At 51.1% G+C, this 17,968-nt stretch carries 12 protein-coding genes and 3 tRNA genes; 11 read left to right on the top strand and 4 right to left on the bottom strand.

Annotated elements, in window-relative coordinates; translation table 11 throughout:
* The first annotated feature begins 1 nt into the window (after window position 1).
* Window positions 2-2,293 (top strand): acyl-CoA dehydrogenase, encoded by a 2,292-nt coding sequence (locus ACRRUX_RS03190; protein WP_432527108.1) that lies wholly within the window; start codon window positions 2-4, stop codon window positions 2,291-2,293.
* A gap of 133 nt (window positions 2,294-2,426) precedes the next feature.
* On the opposite strand, the gene pyk is transcribed toward ACRRUX_RS03190, so the two are convergent.
* Both pyk and ACRRUX_RS03180 read right to left on the bottom strand, forming a co-directional pair.
* Window positions 2,427-3,866 (bottom strand): pyruvate kinase, encoded by a 1,440-nt coding sequence (gene pyk / locus ACRRUX_RS03185; protein WP_432527106.1) that lies wholly within the window; start codon window positions 3,864-3,866, stop codon window positions 2,427-2,429.
* A gap of 323 nt (window positions 3,867-4,189) precedes the next feature.
* Window positions 4,190-5,047, bottom strand: coding sequence for a MurR/RpiR family transcriptional regulator (locus tag ACRRUX_RS03180; protein ID WP_432527104.1), 858 nt, complete (start codon window positions 5,045-5,047; stop codon window positions 4,190-4,192).
* A 313-nt stretch (window positions 5,048-5,360) separates the two neighbouring features.
* Between ACRRUX_RS03180 and zwf the strand changes: the two genes are divergently transcribed.
* The 6 genes from zwf to ACRRUX_RS03150 all read left to right on the top strand — a co-directional run bounded on the left by zwf (window position 5,361) and on the right by ACRRUX_RS03150 (window position 13,305).
* Window positions 5,361-6,830, top strand: coding sequence for a glucose-6-phosphate dehydrogenase (gene zwf, locus ACRRUX_RS03175; RefSeq protein ID WP_432527102.1), 1,470 nt, complete (start codon window positions 5,361-5,363; stop codon window positions 6,828-6,830).
* An 11-nt stretch (window positions 6,831-6,841) separates the two neighbouring features.
* Window positions 6,842-7,546, top strand: coding sequence for a 6-phosphogluconolactonase (gene pgl, locus ACRRUX_RS03170; protein WP_432527100.1), 705 nt, complete (start codon window positions 6,842-6,844; stop codon window positions 7,544-7,546).
* A 9-nt stretch (window positions 7,547-7,555) separates the two neighbouring features.
* Window positions 7,556-9,382, top strand: coding sequence for a phosphogluconate dehydratase (gene edd / locus ACRRUX_RS03165; RefSeq protein WP_432527098.1), 1,827 nt, complete (start codon window positions 7,556-7,558; stop codon window positions 9,380-9,382).
* Window positions 9,383-9,402: 20 nt separating this feature from the next.
* The gene (locus ACRRUX_RS03160; RefSeq protein WP_432527096.1) at window positions 9,403-10,050 is read left to right on the top strand and encodes a bifunctional 4-hydroxy-2-oxoglutarate aldolase/2-dehydro-3-deoxy-phosphogluconate aldolase; all 648 of its coding nucleotides are present in this window, start codon (window positions 9,403-9,405) and stop codon (window positions 10,048-10,050) included.
* A gap of 560 nt (window positions 10,051-10,610) precedes the next feature.
* Window positions 10,611-12,566 (top strand): HAMP domain-containing methyl-accepting chemotaxis protein, encoded by a 1,956-nt coding sequence (locus ACRRUX_RS03155; RefSeq protein ID WP_432527094.1) that lies wholly within the window; start codon window positions 10,611-10,613, stop codon window positions 12,564-12,566.
* Window positions 12,567-12,810: 244 nt separating this feature from the next.
* On the top strand, window positions 12,811-13,305 hold the full coding sequence (locus ACRRUX_RS03150) for a cupin domain-containing protein (protein ID WP_432527092.1): 495 nt from the start codon (window positions 12,811-12,813) through the stop codon (window positions 13,303-13,305).
* Between the two features lie 54 nt (window positions 13,306-13,359).
* Here the strand turns inward: ACRRUX_RS03150 and gap are convergent, their stop codons facing one another.
* Together gap and ACRRUX_RS03140 are read right to left on the bottom strand one after the other, a co-directional pair.
* Window positions 13,360-14,373 (bottom strand): type I glyceraldehyde-3-phosphate dehydrogenase, encoded by a 1,014-nt coding sequence (gene gap, locus ACRRUX_RS03145; RefSeq protein ID WP_432527090.1) that lies wholly within the window; start codon window positions 14,371-14,373, stop codon window positions 13,360-13,362.
* A 208-nt stretch (window positions 14,374-14,581) separates the two neighbouring features.
* Window positions 14,582-15,424 (bottom strand): DUF2989 domain-containing protein, encoded by an 843-nt coding sequence (locus tag ACRRUX_RS03140; protein ID WP_432527088.1) that lies wholly within the window; start codon window positions 15,422-15,424, stop codon window positions 14,582-14,584.
* A gap of 199 nt (window positions 15,425-15,623) precedes the next feature.
* Between ACRRUX_RS03140 and ACRRUX_RS03135 the strand changes: the two genes are divergently transcribed.
* The 4 genes from ACRRUX_RS03135 to ACRRUX_RS03120 all read left to right on the top strand — a co-directional run bounded on the left by ACRRUX_RS03135 (window position 15,624) and on the right by ACRRUX_RS03120 (window position 17,684).
* Window positions 15,624-17,057 carry a glyceraldehyde-3-phosphate dehydrogenase gene (locus ACRRUX_RS03135; protein WP_432527086.1) on the top strand — a complete coding sequence of 478 codons (1,434 nt, stop codon included), beginning with the start codon at window positions 15,624-15,626 and terminating at the stop codon, window positions 17,055-17,057.
* 334 nt (window positions 17,058-17,391) lie between these two features.
* Window positions 17,392-17,467: transfer RNA gene (locus ACRRUX_RS03130), tRNA-Gly, on the top strand.
* 11 nt (window positions 17,468-17,478) lie between these two features.
* Window positions 17,479-17,552, top strand: a tRNA-Cys gene (locus ACRRUX_RS03125).
* 45 nt (window positions 17,553-17,597) lie between these two features.
* A tRNA-Leu gene (locus ACRRUX_RS03120) sits at window positions 17,598-17,684 on the top strand.
* Window positions 17,685-17,968: the final 284 nt, after the last annotated feature.

The raw sequence follows: 17,968 nt of genomic DNA, 5'->3' as shown, positions 1-17,968 counted from the left end.
TATGATTAGCTTTCTGTTGTTGCTGGCAGCACTGCTTATAGTGCTGCTGGGTGTAACCAGTGTGCGCAGGCAGGTAATATCCAGACCTGCTTTTGGCTTTTTTAAACGGGTCCTGCCGCCTTTGTCTGATACGGAAAGGCAGGCGATGGAAGCCGGTGATACCTGGTGGGAGGGGGAGCTGTTCAGTGGCAAGCCCAACTGGGACAGGTTGCACGGCTTTGGTAAAAGTCAGTTGACCGCTGAAGAGAAGTCATTTGTCGAAGTGCAGGTTAAACAGGCGCTTAAGATGATCGATGACTATGACATTGTGCACAATCGTCGGGATCTGCCGCCAGCATTGTGGGAATTTTTCAAAAAAGAAGGCTTTTTTGCACTGATCATCCCCAGGCAGTATGGCGGCCGGGAATTCTCCGCTTATGCCAACTCCACGATAGTTGCCATGTTGGCCAGTCGCAGTATCAGCGCCGCCGTGACAGTCATGGTACCCAATTCACTGGGACCGGGAGAACTGTTGGCGCATTATGGTACGCAGGCGCAGCGGGAGAAATGGCTGCCGGCACTGGCCAAAGGTGACGAGATCCCCTGTTTTGCGCTGACCGGACCGGAAGCTGGCTCTGATGCCGGTGCGATCCCTGACACAGGTATTGTGTGTCGCGGTGAATTTAATGGACAGGAGATCACCGGCATTCGTCTTAACTGGGATAAGCGTTATATCACGCTGGCGCCGGTGGCGTCTGTGCTGGGATTGGCTTTCAAACTGTATGACCCTGAAGGATTGTTGGGGAAAACCAAAAACATCGGAATTACTTGCGCGCTCATTCCGGTGTCGCATCCAGGTGTTGAAACCGGTGCCAGACATGATCCTTTGGGACTTGGATTTATGAACGGTACCACCCGGGGTAAAGATGTGTTTATTCCGCTGGAATGGATTATCGGCGGTCAACAGTATGCCGGACATGGCTGGCGTATGCTGGTGGAATGCCTGTCTGCCGGTCGTGGTATTTCCCTGCCGGCACTGGCTACTGCCTGCGGGCATATGGCCACTAAAACCAGCTCGGCATATTGCGCCGTCAGAGAGCAGTTTGGTGTCGCCATTGGTCAGTTTGAAGGGGTACAGGAAGCGCTGGCCAGACTGATCGGCAACACTTATCAGCTGGAAGCGGCCAGACGGCTGACCACTACCGGGCTGGATATGAAGGTCAAACCTTCCGTGGTGACCGCGATAGCCAAATACCACATGACAGAGTTTGGCCGTCAGGTGATGAATGATGCCATGGATATTCAGGCCGGGAAGGGGATCCAGCTGGGTCCAAAGAATTACCTGGGGTATCACTACATGGCCAATCCGTTATCCATCACTGTGGAGGGGGCAAATATCCTTACCCGCAGCCTGATGATTTTCGGCCAGGGTGCGACCCGCTGTCACCCTTTTGTGTTGAAGGAGATGGCGGCTGCATCGATGACTGACGAGGAAGCCGGCCTTGAGCAGTTTGATGAGTTGCTGATCTCTCACATTCTGTATGCGATGAAGAACGGTGCGCGGGCTTTTGGGCACGCCCTCAGTGGCAGTCGCTTTGCCGGAGCTCTGGTCAGCGGTGACACCAAAGTTTACTATCAGCAGCTTGAGCGATTGTCATCGGCGTTGGCCATTGCCACCGACTTCGCCATGTTGGTGATGGGGGGCGAGCTCAAACGCCGGGAGATGATGTCAGCCCGCCTCGGTGATGTGCTCAGTCAGTTGTATCTGGCGTCGGCGACATTAAAACTGTACGAGGATAACGGTCGTCAGCAGGATGAATTGCCCTTGGTGCATTATGTCCTGCAAAGCCGTCTGCAGCAGGGGGCGGCCGCACTGGAAGCGGTCATTCGCAACTTCCCAAGCAGGTTGCTTAAATGGAAATTGCAGGCACTGATCTTCCCGCTGGGAAATCACTTCAATGGTCCGGGGGATGAACTGGTGCGCCAGGTGGCCGGCAGCATGCTGAAGCCTGGTCCGGTCCGCGCCAGACTGACGTTCCTGTGCCCGGATGTTCCTGGCGATAACAGTGGCATTGCTGAGGTTGAACAGGCATTTAACGCTATGTATCAAACCCGGGCGTTGCGTCGCAGGGTAGACACTGCGCTGCGTAAAGGTGAGTTGAAAGTTGTCGCTGGTCAATGCCGTTTTGAGGCGGCTTGGGCTGCTGGCATCATAGACGAAGAGGGATGCATCGCGCTCAAAGAGGCGGATAAGTTAAGAAGCCGTGCGATTGCCGTGGATGAGTTTGCCACGTTTAACCGCCCTGAACGTTGACAATGAGCGGACTGTGGCAGAAAGCGCGGATGTATAGTAATTATTTTTCAGTGAGTTAACTGCTAGCTTGTCAGCTGACACAAACAAAAAAGGAACGCTAAGCGTTCCTTTTTTCTGTTTTGATTGCCCTCTATCAGGCGACAATCAGCACTTTACAGGTGTTGGTTCCGCCGATGGTTTCCATGGCATCGCCCTTGGTCATCAGTACCATATCACCTGATTGCAGATAGTTGGCTTCCTGCAGCATTTTCAGCGCACTGGAAGCGACTTCATCTGCGGTATAAGCGGTTGAGTCAAAATAAATTGGCTGCACACCACGGTACAGTGCCATTTTGGCCAGTGTTGTCTCATGACGGGACAGACCCAGAATCGGCAGTGCAGAGGTTATGCGGGACATCAATCGCGGCGTGGAGCCTGATTCGGTCAGCGCGATAATGGCTTTCACGCCTGGCAAATGGTTGGCGGCGTACATGGTTGACATGGCAATGGTTTCTTCCACGGTAGTGAAAGTTTCATCCAGTCTGTGCTTGGACACACGCACGCTTGGATGTGCTTCAGCGCCAAGACATACGTTAGCCATGGCTTTTACGGTTTCTTCCGGGAAGTCACCGGCAGCGGTTTCTGCTGACAGCATCACGGCATCAGTTCCATCCAGGACGGCGTTGGCGACGTCCATCACTTCAGCGCGGGTTGGCATAGGGCTGGAGATCATGGATTCCATCATCTGCGTCGCAGTAATCACCACTTTATTCAGTTGACGGGAGCGGGCAATCAGACGCTTTTGCACGGCAACCAGCGCGGCATCACCAATCTCAACACCCAAATCACCACGGGCCACCATTACGGCATCAGAGGCATTGATGACATCATCCATGGCTTCCTGGGTTGCAACCGCTTCGGCGCGTTCCACTTTAGCCACAATAAGAGCATTGCTGCCGGCTTCTCGGGCCAGCTTGCGCGCATAGTCCAAATCGGCACCACAGCGAGGGAAAGACACGGCCAGATAATCCACCTGGATTTTTGCCGCGGTCAGAATGTCGGCTTTGTCTTTATCGGTCAATGCCGCGGCAGACAAACCACCACCTTGCTTGTTGATGCCTTTGTTGTTGGACAGGGGACCGGCGACGACCACACTGGTGATAACCTTGCGGCCTTCAACCTTTTCCACCTTCAGCTGAACCCGGCCATCATCCAGCATCAGAATATCGCCAATGGCGACATCATCTGGCAGTTCTTTATAGTCGATACCTACAGCATGCTGATCGCCTTCACCTTTACCCAGTTCGGCATCGAGAGTGAAGGTATCACCGATATTGAGCTGGACTTTTTTGTTGTCCTTAAAGGTCGAAACCCGGATTTTTGGACCCTGCAGATCGCCCAGAATAGCGACGTGGGTACCGAGTTCTTTGGCGATTTGACGGACTGCGTTGGCACGCTCTAGGTGGTCTTCAGGGGAGCCGTGGGAGAAGTTCATGCGGACGACGTTGGCACCGGCGGCGATGATACGGCGAAGATTGTCATCGCGGTCGGTTGCAGGGCCGAGTGTGGTCACGATTTTGGTTCTGCGGAACATATGACACTCCGTTAATTTCATATTGTCTGTGCGATATATTATCAGCTTCCACCTGAAATTGTAGGAAAATTACAATCAAAACCCACAAAATTCAAAATTGAATTTTGTGAGGTGTGGCGGAATTTATTGTACGGAACAACGTCAGTTCGCCAAAGCCCTCAGTGTTGGGGGGGGCACGGCTTCATCAGCTTTCGGCGGCCCGCTAAAGTTGGCAGATTTGGTTATCGTTGAAGGCCGTGAGCGGGGAGGTTTAACCGGAAGGTATTGATAAACTGATAACAAAAAAGCACCCGAAGGTGCTTTTGCTGTCAGCGCTTGGCGTATCACACGTGGCTGTGATCGACGGTAATGCGTGATTCTTTCAGTACTTCCTTGACCCGTTTCAGACTGTCACGGAATCTTGGGCCGCGGCGCAGGGTAAAGCCGGTCGCCAGCACATCAATAATCACCAATTGCGCCAGGCGCGATGCCATCGGCAGATACATGTCAGTATCTTCCGGCACTTCAATGGTGACCGGCAGTGTACACTCGGCTGACAGTGGCGAATTGCGGGCGGTGATACCAATAACCGCAGCGCCGTTTTCACGGGCAAGGCGAGCGATATCAATCAGCGACTTGGTGCGGCCTGTGTGGGAAATAAGGACAACCACATCGCCCTCTGCACTGTTAATGCAGCTCATGCGCTGCATTAACACGTCATCAAAACAGATAACGGGTACGTTGAAACGGAAGAATTTATTCTGTGCATCATGGGCGACAGCTGAAGATGCGCCAAGACCGAAGAACGAGATCTTCTTCGCCTGAGTCAACACATCCACGGCCTTGTTGATGGCACTGATGTCCAGACTCTGACGGGCGGTATCCAGTGAGGCCATTGATGATTCGAAGATTTTTGTGGTGTAAGAATCAGGAGAGTCATCTTCTTCAACATGGCGGCTCACATAAGGCGTACCATTCGCGAGACTTTGCGCCAGATGCAGTTTAAAATCGGGGAAGCCTTTGGTATCGAGTCTGCGGCAAAAACGATTAACCGTCGGCTCACTGACATCCGCCATTTTTGCCAGAGTGGCAATGCTGGAATGGATGGCAGTTTGGGGTGAAGCCAGAATGACTTCAGCCACTTTTCGTTCAGATTTACTGAAATGAGCGAGGCTTTTCTGAACCTTTTCTAGGGTATTCATACGCGTACGTCCGCTAAATTCCGATAGTGTAGTTTTATTTATAGACAACGGTGCCAGATCTACAGAAAAACAACATTTCTATCAAGCACCGTAAGGGACATCCAATGCTGTCCAGCCTTGCAAGAATTTACTGACAACAGTCTCTAAGCCTCGAAAAGCATAACAGAATCACGGCGAAACTGCCTATAGGTGAAAGCCAGGACAATTTGAAATTTCTGAGTGCAATTACAATATACTGTTGTTATATTACAACAAAACAGTGGGTTTATTAGCAAACGCAACCCCGGTGACCCTATAAGGAGAGCTTGTAGCGATGGGTATTTCTTCATCAGCCGCCAAAGCCTGTGACTTTGTCCTGTTTGGCACGAAAGGCGATCTGGCGCGCAGGAAGTTGCTGCCTTCTCTGTATCAATTGGACAAGGCGCAGTTACTGCAGGACAAAACCCGTATTGTCGGGGTGGCAAAAGACGATTTCAGCCGGGAAGAGTTTCTCGATTTGGTCAGGACCGCTCTGAATACATTCGTGAAAGAGCCGCTGTGCGAGGACACAGTGTCCCGCTTCCTTGACCGATGTCATTATATAGGAACCAATTTCACCGAGCCGGAAGGCTATGCCGCTTTCCACGAATTACTTGACCCTTCCCATGTAATGGTGAACTACTTCGCCACTCCCCCTGCCATTTTCGGCGATATCTGCCGCTGCCTCCACGAACAGAATCTGATTAAGCCCGATACCCGGGTGGTGCTGGAAAAGCCGATCGGTTCGGATTTGGCCTCATCCAGGGTGATTAACGATCAGGTATCGGCCTACTTTGAGGAAAATCAGGTTTACCGTATTGACCATTACCTGGGCAAAGAAACGGTACAGAATCTGATTGCCCTGCGTTTTGCCAACTCGCTGTTCGCCTCCAAGTGGGATAACCGTACCATAGACCATGTACAGATCACTGTGGCTGAAGAGGTCGGTATCGAAGGCCGTTGGGGATACTTTGATAAAGCCGGTCAGATGCGCGACATGATCCAGAACCACTTGTTGCAGGTGTTAACGCTGGTGGCCATGGATCCACCGGTGAATCTGGATGCCGACAGCATTCGCGATGAAAAAGTGAAAGTGCTCAAGTCGCTGCGTCCAATCAATATGGACAATGTGTTTGAAAACACCGTGCGCGGACAGTACACCGCCGGTTTTCTGCGTGGCAGTCCCGTACCTGGCTATTTGGAGGAAGAGGGTGCCAACACGGATTCTTCCACCGAAAGTTTTGTTGCTCTGCGGGTAGATATCGACAACTGGCGCTGGGCCGGTGTGCCATTTTATCTGCGCAGCGGTAAACGTATGCCGTTCAAGAGCTCTGAAATTGTGGTGTATTTCAAAAATCCACCGCACAACCTGTATCGCTCCAGCTACCGCAATCTGCCACCCAACAAGCTGACCATTCGTCTGCAGCCTCACGAAGGGGTTGAAATTCAGATGATGAACAAAGTGCCAGGGCTTGAGCAGAAAACCCGTCTGCAAACCACCAAGCTTGACCTCAGCTTCTCCGATACCTTCAAGAATGAGCGCATTGCAGATGCTTATGAGCGTTTGCTGCTGGAAGCCATGATGGGTAATCAGGCGCTGTTTGTGCGCCGCGATGAAGTCGAGCAGGCCTGGACCTGGGTGGACGGCATTATTAATGCGTGGGAAATGTCCAATGAACGTCCCAAGCCTTATCCTGCCGGGACCTGGGGGCCGGTGGCTTCGGTGGCATTGATCACTAAAGATGGCCGTTCCTGGGACGAGTAAGGAGACAGGGGATGATCAAGGAAGCCGTATTCAAATCGTTTGACAGCACCGATGCGCTGGAAGCCCAGCTGGCGGAGCGCATCGCCCGTCAGTTGCAGGACGCCGTTGATGCAAGAGGCCGTGCCTCGCTGCTGGTCTCAGGTGGATCAACGCCAATTAAACTGTTTCAGGCCTTGAGCGACAAGGCGATTGACTGGAGCGATGTGTACGTCACGCTGGCTGATGAGCGCTGGGTTGAAAGCTATGACAGAGATTCCAACGAATCGCTGGTGCGCGCCAATCTGATGCATGGTCAGGCTGCCAATGCCAAATTCCGTGGTCTGAAGAACATGTTCGCTACACCTGAGGCGGGCTTGGCCATGGCGACTGAGTCGTTATCAAATTTCCCGCGTCCTTTTGATGTGGTGGTGCTCGGTATGGGCAATGACGGTCACACTTGCTCCTGGTTCCCCTGCGCACCCGCTGATGAGCTGGACAATGCCCTCAATACTGATGCGCTGCTGGCTGCGGTGAACCCTGGCAGCGCACCTCATCCCCGTATTACCTTTACCCGCCAGGCGATTCTTGGCAGTCGCCAGATCTATCTGCATTTGGTGGGAGAGCAGAAATTAGCAGTCTATCGTCAGGCTCTTGAGAGCGACGATATCAAGGCCATGCCGATCCGCGCGGTTCTGGCCCAACACAAGACTCCGGTAGATGTCTACTGGAGTGCTTAAGGAGGCAAGATGCACTCAGTTGTTCAAGCTGTCACAGACAGGATTATCGCCCGCAGTAAAGCCAGCCGCGAAAAATACCTGGCAGCCCTCAAAGAAGCCCGGGCACATGGTGTACACCGTGCCAGCCTGAGTTGTGGCAATCTGGCTCATGGCTACGCTGCCTGTAATGCAACCGATAAATCCGCATTGCGACAACTGACCAAGGCCAATATTGGCATTATTACCGCCTACAACGATATGTTGTCCGCGCACCAGCCTTATGGCGATTATCCGGCCATATTGAAAGCCGCCTGCGCAGAGATCGGCAGTGTTGCCCAGGTCGCCGGTGGTGTGCCCGCTATGTGTGACGGTGTGACTCAGGGGCAGCCCGGCATGGAGCTGAGTTTGCTGAGCCGCGAAGTGATTGCGATGGCTACTGCAGTTGGCCTGTCACACAATATGTTTGATGGCGCGCTGCTGCTTGGGATCTGCGATAAAATCGTTCCCGGTCTGCTCATTGGCGCACTGAGCTTTGGCCATCTGCCAATGCTGTTTGTACCGGCTGGCCCGATGAAATCAGGCATCCCCAACAAAGAAAAAGCCCGTATCCGCCAGCAGTTTGCTCAGGGTAAAGTTGGCCGTGAAGCACTGCTGGAAGCTGAATCCAAGAGCTATCACAGCGCCGGTACCTGTACCTTCTATGGTACTGCCAACTCCAACCAGCTGATGCTGGAAGTGATGGGGTTGCAGCTGCCCGGCTCTTCCTTTGTTAATCCGGATGATCCGCTGCGTGAAGCACTCAATAAAATGGCCGCAAGACAGGTATGCCGCCTGACCGAAACCAGTGGCCAGTATTCACCAATTGGTGAATTGGTTAACGAGAAGTCGGTCGTCAACGGCATTGTGGCGCTGCTGGCTACCGGTGGCTCGACCAACCTGACCATGCACATAGTGGCGGCGGCCCGCGCGGCAGGCATTATCGTTAACTGGGATGATTTCTCTGAGCTGTCTGATGCTGTGCCTTTGTTGGCGCGGGTATATCCGAACGGCCATGCGGATATTAACCTCTTCCATGCCGCAGGCGGTATGGCGCTGCTTATCCGCGAACTGCTCTCTGCGGGCTTACTCCATCAGGATGTCAACACTGTCGCCGGCTTTGGGCTTGAGCGTTACACCCAGGAGCCAAGGCTGATTGACGGAGAGTTGGTGTGGGTAGACGGACCGCTGACCAGTCTGGATAAAGAAGTATTGACTTCCGTCAATGAAGCATTCCAGCCCAATGGTGGTTTGCGCCTGCTCAAAGGCAATTTGGGTCGGGCGGTTATCAAAGTGTCGGCTGTGTCACCGCAGCACCGGGTCGTAGAAGCTCCGGCAGTGGTTATTGATGATCAAAACAAGCTGGACGCGCTGTTTAAAGCCGGTGAACTCGATAAAGATTGTGTGGTTGTGGTGAAAGGTCAGGGACCGAAGGCCAATGGTATGCCGGAGCTGCATAAACTGACGCCTATGCTTGGAACCTTGCAGGATAAAGGATTCAAGGTGGCTTTGTTAACTGACGGGCGCATGTCCGGTGCATCTGGCAAAGTACCGGCTGCGATCCATCTGACGCCGGAAGCACTGGATAATGGCTTGATTGGCAAGATCCACAACGGCGATTTAGTGCGTGTAGACGCCAATGCCGGTGAAATCAGTTTGCTTGTGGATGAGGCAGAGCTGCTTACCCGTGAAGCCGCTGAAATTGACCTGCGGCCGGTACGCTATGGCATGGGTCGTGAACTGTTCGGTGCGCTGCGCGCCAATCTGTCCAGCCCGGAAACCGGTGCACGCAGCACCAGCGCAGTTGATGAATACTATTGATGATTAAGGAAAATATCGAGATGCAAATTAACAACTGGTCTTTACAGCCTCAAGAGGTGTTCAGTCGCAGTCCTATTGTTCCTGTTATGGTCATCAAGGAAATTGAACATGCGGTACCACTGGCAAAAGCCTTGGTCGCCGGTGGTATTAAGGTACTGGAAGTGACACTGCGCACTCCCTGTGCACTGGATGCCATTACCTGTATCGCTCAGGAAGTGCCTGAAGCCATTGTTGGCGCCGGTACTGTGTTGAATGTGGACCAATTGCAACAGGCCGTAGATGCAGGAGCGCAGTTTGTGATTACCCCTGGGGCGACGCCGGCACTGTTGGCTGCTGCCAAGCAGGGTTCTGTTCCGCTGATCCCCGGCGTTGCCAGTATTTCTGAGGTGATGGAAGGTATGTCTCAGGGATACACCCACTTCAAGTTTTTCCCGGCTGAGGCGTCAGGTGGAGTGAATGCCCTTAAAGCCTTTGGCGGTCCGCTGTCCGGTATCCGTTTCTGCCCAACCGGCGGGATCAGTCTGGACAATTATCGGGAATATCTGGCGCTGGGTAATGTTGATTGCATTGGCGGCAGCTGGATTGCACCTGTCGATGCGATGGAAGCCGGTGATTGGAATCGTATTACCGAACTTTGTCGGGAGGCACTGGCCGGTATCGGCCGCTAAACTCTCTGCTTCGGTGCAAAGCCAGCGAATATGCTGGCTTTTTTGTTGGTTGAATTCGTTGCGTCCAAACTGCCGTTTGCCCCACTCCCTTTGGCTTATACCAACTTCATTAATAGTTTGATCAATTCAGAGCGTGTCAGGGATTCTGATTCAAGGCGCATTGATTGACTAAGGGTGGTTCCCTTTGAGAGCAATGCAACACAGAAGCAGGATGCTTGACACGCTCACGCAGTGCGGGTTGCAATGCACTTGATACTGTGTTGAGCCGTCTTGACATAGCACCACTATGACTTCGCCGACTCGCCTTGTCTCAAGCGCATTGAACTCCCGCTGAAACAGATTAACTATTAAATGAAATTGGTATTAATGCTTTTTCCCTGTCAATGGTGCATTCATCTGCTGCCACACATTTTTGCTTTCTCCTCCAGATTCATGATTTTGTGCCAAACTGAATTCAAGGGATGTCCCTGTTTACATCGCTGAAATAGCTCAGCGGAAAGTCAATTGAGCAGTAAATCTGCGTCTAAACAGCAGATGACGGCAAGAAGGGAGCAAGTAAGATGTTTTCCAGACTTAAATTGGCGCAGCAATTGTCCGTGTCTTTTGTGTCCGTACTGACACTGTTGTTGATTGTCTCTGTTGTGGGGTACTTTGGGTTATCAGAAGGGTTTCGTAATTTCACTGACTATCGCGCGTTGGCCCGCAGTTCAACGACGGCCAGTCAGGCTCAGTCAAGCCTGCTGCAGGCCCGGCTGGGAGTGATGAGCTTTATGAAAACCAAAGACAAGGCACAGGTAGCTGTGGTTGAGCGCAATATTGAGAATATTGGCGAGCACCTCAAAGGTTTGATGGCTGTTGAACAGGATCCGGGGCGGCTGAATGAGCTGAAAGATTCTGAAGGGCTGCTTCGAGAGTATCTCGCTACGTTTCGGGATGTGGTTGACGACTTTGACAAGCGTAACGCTGTAGTTGAAGGGCAACTCGACCCCAATGGCCTGCAAATGCGCCAGGATATGACGGAAATTATTGAGTTGTCCAAGGCGGCCAATGACATTGATTCCCTGTACTATGCATCCCGGGTTCAGGAAAAGTTGTTGCTGGGGCGTCTGTTTGCCGCCAAATACCTCATCAGCAATTCTCAGCAGGATCTGGATAGAGCCAACAGCGAGCTGCAGGCAATCGAGGCTCCCTTTGAGCAGCTCAAGCCAACACTATCCGCTGGTCAGGAAAAGCAGTTGGGCCAAAGTTTTCTGACCGCTTATGAAAACTATCAAGCTGCACTGGCACAAACCACTGCCATTATTACTCACAGAAATCAGGCTATTGCCGATGGCTTGGACGTTATTGGTCCCAAAGTGACGGTCAACTTGTCGGAATACAATGATCTGATTAAAAATTCTCAGGATACCCTGGGTCCCGAAGCCCAGAAAGACAGTGAAAATGCCGTTACCACTGTAATAGTGGTCTCAGTCATCGCGATTCTGGTTGGCGTGCTGATGAGTATGTTTGTCACCAAAGCAATACGTGCACCAATCGGCGGAGAGCCCAAAGAGATTGAAGCGATTGCCCGACGGATTGCTGCCGGAGATCTTACTCAACAGTTTCCGGCCAATGGTAACAAAGCCGGTATTTATGGTGCCATGGTTGAGATGAATCTCAGCCTCAAACAGATTGTCGGGCAACTGGCCCAGTCATCCGGCACCTTGAGTGATGCATCCAAAGGGCTGGTTTCTGTTACCGGCGATACCGTCAATAACTCCAGATCCCAGGCTGAGCAATTGTCACATACAGCAACCGCTATGCAACAAATGACAATTACCGTGCATGATATCGCCCAAAGTGCGCAGCATGCCTCGGATGCTGCCGGTGAGGCTGATGGCTATGCCATTGAAGGGCAAAGTGTGCTGGAGGAAACCCGTAAGAGCATCGGCAATCTGGTTACCAATATCACCGATGTCAGCAGCATTATTGCCAACCTCGAAAAGGAAACCGAGAACGTGGGCAGCATTCTGGATACTATCCGGGGTATTGCCGAGCAAACCAACCTGCTGGCGCTTAACGCTGCAATTGAAGCCGCCCGGGCCGGTGATCAGGGCAGGGGATTTGCTGTGGTTGCTGACGAAGTGCGCTCTCTGGCCAGCCGTACTCAACAGAGTACAGAGGAAATCCAGTCGCTGATAAGTCGGTTGCAATCGGAAGCCAAGCGCTCCGTTGACTCCATGAAGGTGAATGTCAATGAAGCGACATCGACCGCAGATAAAGCCAACAAAACCTATGAGGCGCTGAAGTCCATTACTCAGTCAGTGAGCAATATCCGGGATATGAATCATCAGATTGCTGTCGCCGCCGAAGAGCAGAACACAGTGGTCAGTACTATTAATGTCAGTGTTGATGAAATTAACAACCTTGCCAGAAACACTTCCGAGGGAGCCGGTTCGGTGTCTGCTCAGGCAGGAGAGCTGGCAAACATTTCGGCAGATCTGAAGTCCATCGTCGATAAGTTCAAAGTTGCTTAACTCGTTAATCAATGGAGAAGGGCCCCGGTCGGGGCCCTTTCTATTTGAGCCGACGCCAATCCAGCCGTTGCGACCCACTCAGTCGCCTTAAGTCGCTGGAGGGAATATTCGGGCCCTTGCTGTCATCATTGGCCAAGCAAAGATCCAGCAATGCATATCAAGTGACGAGAAAGACGTGTTGATATTCAGGAAAATTGGCAATTGAACAGGTTTTCTATCAGGTTAGTGTAACGGAATTGAATGCATGGGAGAGTTGCCGATGAAACCGCTGATAAATTTAAATGAACTCAGTGAATCGCAGAGTTCGGAAAGGGGAAAGTATGGTGAAACCAGTTATCCGGTGAGTGAGCTCATTGGGGCCCGTAAACTAGGATACAGTTTGTCTGTTGTACCACCCGGGAAAAGAGTGTGCCCCTTTCACCACCACCGGCATAATGAAGAGATGTTTTTAATGCTGGAGGGGGAAGGCACATTGAGGTTTGGGGATCAGACATATCCTCTGCGACCGCTTGATATTATTGCCTGCCCGCCGGGAGGCGCAGAGGTCGCGCACCAGATCATTAATTCAGGCAGTGAAGATCTTATCTATCTATGTCTGAGTACCAACGAGCCTATCGATATCTGCGGCTATCCTGACTCGGGTAAAGTGCTTGCCATGACAGGCGAGCAGGGAAACCGGACGTTTCGTCATATGAGTCGCATACGGGATGAGGTCGATTACTACGAAGGTGAAGAGTAGCTGCAGAAATGAAAAAGCCTGCATCAGCAGGCTTTTATCAATGGTGAATGCCTATTATTTGGCGTTCATCAGGGCAACAGTGTTGTCCAGCATACGGTTGCTGAATCCCCACTCATTGTCATACCAGGCCATCACTTTCACCAGACGGCCAGACACTTTGGTTTGGGTCGCATCAAAGTTGGAAGAGAAGGCGTTGTGGTTGAAGTCGATGGATACCAGCGGCTCTTTGTTAACGGCCAGGACTTCAGCCAGCTGTGGGTTGGCTGCGATAGCATCATCGATCACCTGATTCACCTCTTCCACGTTGGTGTCACGTGAAGCGATGAATGACAGATCAACCAGTGACACGTTGACGGTAGGTACACGCACCGCCATACCATCAAATTTACCCTGCAGTTCAGGAACCACCAGACCTACCGCTGCCGCAGCACCGGTTTTGGTTGGGATCATGGACATCGCGGCGGCACGGGCACGGCGCAGGTCGCTGTGATACACATCAGACAGACGTTGGTCGTTGGTATAAGCGTGGATTGTAGTCATCAGACCGGATTCAATACCGATGGCATCATTCAGCGGCTTGGCAAAAGGTGCCAAACAGTTAGTGGTGCAGGAGGCATTGGAGATAACTGTCATGTCTTTGGTCAGCACATCAGTGTTTACACCATAAACTACAGTGGCATCCACATTCTTGCCCGGAGCAGAAATAATTACTTTCTTGGCACCGGCGTTCAGATGTGGCTGCACCGCTTCTTTAGACGTGAAGATACCGGTACATTCATAGACTACGTCTACGTTCAGTTCAGCCCATGGCAGCTTGGCGGGATCACGCTCCTGGAAGGTCATGATTTTATCACCATTGACATAGATAGCTTCAGCATCGTGTTCTACTTTGGCATTGAAGCGACCGTGAACAGAGTCGTACTTGGTCAGATGAGCATTGATAGAAGCATCACCCAGATCGTTAATGGCAACGATCTGAATTGGGTATTCTTTTTCGCTTTCGTACAGCGCACGCAGGACATTTCGGCCGATACGGCCATAACCATTGATAGCAACGCGGATAGTCATTTCATATCCCTCAGGTAATTATAAACGATATCTGGTAGTAAACTTACCAAATTGGGCGTGTTCGTCAAGCAAAACACAGCGTTACATCGTAAATTCGTTACTTAATTAGGTGATTTTTTTACACCACAATGAAAAGCGGTGTGACAGGGGGAAATATACCGCATCAAACCGGGTATGCCCGATGCCCAGCTCACAGAATAACCGAATGTCAGAATTTCTCCACCTGTGCGCGCAATAAACTGGTGGCATATTCGCCGTCAGCCAGGGTATCTGCAAGCGCCTGAGCCAAGGTATCCAGCTGTTCTATGTCGTCCGTATCGCCATGAAGAATAAGCAGCATTTGATCTTCTTTGACTTTGTGGTCTGCCAGTATCACATTGGCCCGGGTAAACAGATACGCTTTACGGTATTGACGTTGAGCACTGGCGGTTCGGGCGATTCCCAGCAGCCAGTTGGGATCCAGATCTGCGTCCGATGCCCGGCTCATTGCACGAAAGTAAAAATCACGGGAGCGTTCTGGGTCAAATTTCTCATAGTATGCGCCGACAGCACCAAGTAACAGCGCATCATTCAATCGCCCATCGCTGGCGGCTGTCAGCACTTTATCTCTGGCCACTGCATCACCGAATCTTGCCCAGTGGTAGTAGGCGATAAACAGTGCATCACTATTCCTGGTTTTTTGCTGTAACTGACTCAGAGTATTAGCTGAATCCGAAAAGGCTTTGGCACGCTCGTGGGTCCTTTCGGTATTAATAACGTGCTGTACTCCTGAAGCCACTTCAATACAGCGATTGTAGGACTCCAGTGCCAGCAACTCCAGATAAAGAGTTTTACCTTCCGGTAATGGCGTTTGGGTAGAGGCGTATCTGGCATCGATCAGCTGGCTTTTTTCCTGCCAACACCAGGCGTCTTCATGGAGATCTGCACAAAGTTCAGGATTATTTTTACATAATTTCGTGCCATTTTGCCCCCAATCACAGGCTGAGAGAGAGCAGATAAGCAGAAATGGTGTAAATATTACAATTTTCGGCGGAAAAGCGCGTCCTTTCATGGTTTTTCTCTAATTAAATTACACACTTATGAGAAATATCCTGCTGGCGTAGAGATACTGATTTCATTACAATACCTGCCGACCAAACAGGGCCGTCCCGCCTACTAACAAAGATTATTGGTCAAAAGTTATTGTTACTCAAACCTTTCTACTCTGTACCCACGTAGAGAAGTAAAGAAGTGAGATAAAGGATCTGTAAATGAGCGCTGATAAACACCTGCAAAGCTGGCAAGAACGTTTCGAGATGGCCGAAGCCATGCAACCCCTGTTGGGCAAGCTGTACCGTAATCAGGGTGTAGAAGTTCTGGTTTATGGCAAACCGCTGCTGGCTGCCTCTACCATTGAAATTATCAAGGCTCACCGTCTGGTGCGCCGTCATGTAGGTGACAAACTGCGTTTACGTGAAAGTTTCCCCTTTGTGGAAGCCCTGAGCAAGTTACCGGTTAAGCAATGTAAAGTGGACATCGGTAAGCTGGCCATCAACTATTGGCGCAATCATTCCGATGCCTCGGAAATCGAATCCTATATGGCTAAAGAGCTGGCTGCAGCTATGGACCACAGCGCTGACGCCGAGCCAAAAGATGTGGTGCTGTATGGATTTGGTCGTATTGGCCGACTGCTGGCAAGACTCCTGATTGAGCGCACCGGTCGCAGTAATAAGCTGCGTTTGCGCGCTATCGTGCTGCGTGGTGGCCGTCCTGGCGATCTTGAAAAACGTGCCAGCCTGCTGCGTCGTGATTCAGTACATGGTCCGTTCAATGGCTCCGTAGAGGTGGATGAAGAGAACAACGCTATCATCGCCAATGGCACTTATATTCAGGTGATTTACGCCAATTCACCGGATGAAGTGGATTACACCAAGTACGGCATCAAGGATGCGCTGGTGGTTGACAACACAGGTATCTGGAAAGATGAAGCCGGTCTGGGACTGCACCTTAAGAGCCAGGGCGCGGCCAAAGTGCTGCTCACTGCGCCGGCCAAAGGTGAAATCAAGAACATTGTCTACGGTGTAAACCAGAACGATATTCTGGACAGCGACATTATTGTATCGGCAGCCTCCTGTACTACCAACGCGATCACTCCTGTGCTGAAAGCGGTAAATGACAAATACGGCATCGAAAATGGTCATGTGGAAACCATCCACTCTTATACCAATGACCAGAACCTGATCGATAACTATCACAAAGCGGATCGCCGTGGTCGCAGTGCACCACTGAACATGGTGATTACCGAAACCGGTGCTGCCAAGGCCGTCGCCAAAGCTTTGCCTGTACTCAAAGGTAAGCTGACCGGGAACGCGATTCGGGTGCCAACGCCAAACGTGTCTATGGCGATTATTAGCCTGAACCTGAACGCTGAAACCAGCAAAGAAGATATGAATGAATATCTGCGCAGCGTGTCACTGCACTCTGAGCTGCAAAATCAGATCGATTTTACTGAGTCGACTGAAATCGTTTCCAGTGATCTGGTTGGTTCACGTTATGCGGGCGTAGTTGACTCTCAGGCGACGATTGCCGAAGGCAAGCGCGCCATTCTGTATGTTTGGTACGACAATGAATTCGGCTATTCCTGCCAGGTCGTGGGTGTCATGCAGAAGATGCTCGGTCTGGAGCCCTTGTCTCTGCCTGTATAAGATAAGCTGGCTGTCGTAATGGATAAACGCCTCCCTGACGGAGGCGTTTTTGCTTAATGCTTGTTGATGTATGAACCTTGCAGGTGACAAGGTTTCCGCCAAACAAGCTTTATAATTCAACTATTTTGCTGTCTAAATACGCGCTTTGCTGGATATTCATGCAAACGATGCTGAATTCTTTGATAAATCAGTTTTCATCGTTGACAGGGCAGGTCAAATCAGTAGAATTCGTTTCGCAGTCAGGGAGAAGGTAGCTTCAAAAACCTGCTGGCGTAAATGATACTTGCGCTAGGTAATACCTAATTTCTGGGTTAACTCCTTAAAAATATTCGATGCGACATTAGCTCAGTTGGTAGAGCGATACCTTGCCAAGGTATAGGTCATCGGTTCGAACCCGATATGTCGCTCCAAGTATTAGTGTGGCGCGATGGCAGAATGGCTATGCTGCGGATTGCAAATCCGTCGATCTCGGTTCGACTCCGGGTCGCGCCTCCACTCGTTCAATTCTGTGGCTTATATTAAGCGGCGGAAATCTGAAATGGCCGTGTGGTGGAATCGGTAGACACAACGGATTTAAAATCCGTCGAAGGTTACTTCGTGCCAGTTCAAGTCTGGCCACGGCTACCATCTCCTTTCAAAGGGGGAACAAATTAACCAGCTTAACGCTGGTTTTTTTGTATCTGGAATTTACTTGTCCATTATTGAGCACAACGCGATTGTTAGTGCTGATCTGATGGCTGTGACGAAATGTCTGTTCAACTTCTTGAATTTATTTGAAATACGCCTCTGACAATCATTGTTGACAGCGCTATGTTGTTCATGTGTGCAGATGTTACCCAATATATCCGGCATTAACATTGAATGAGTCGGTATAAATTTGCATTTGCACCTACAATGGAAGAGTGGCGCGT

The sequence above is a fragment of the Shewanella sp. GXUN23E genome (genome assembly GCF_050865035.1).
Lineage (GTDB): Bacteria > Pseudomonadota > Gammaproteobacteria > Enterobacterales > Shewanellaceae > Shewanella.
Note: the sequence above shows the minus strand (reverse complement) of the source record. Positions and strands in the feature narration are given on the sequence as shown.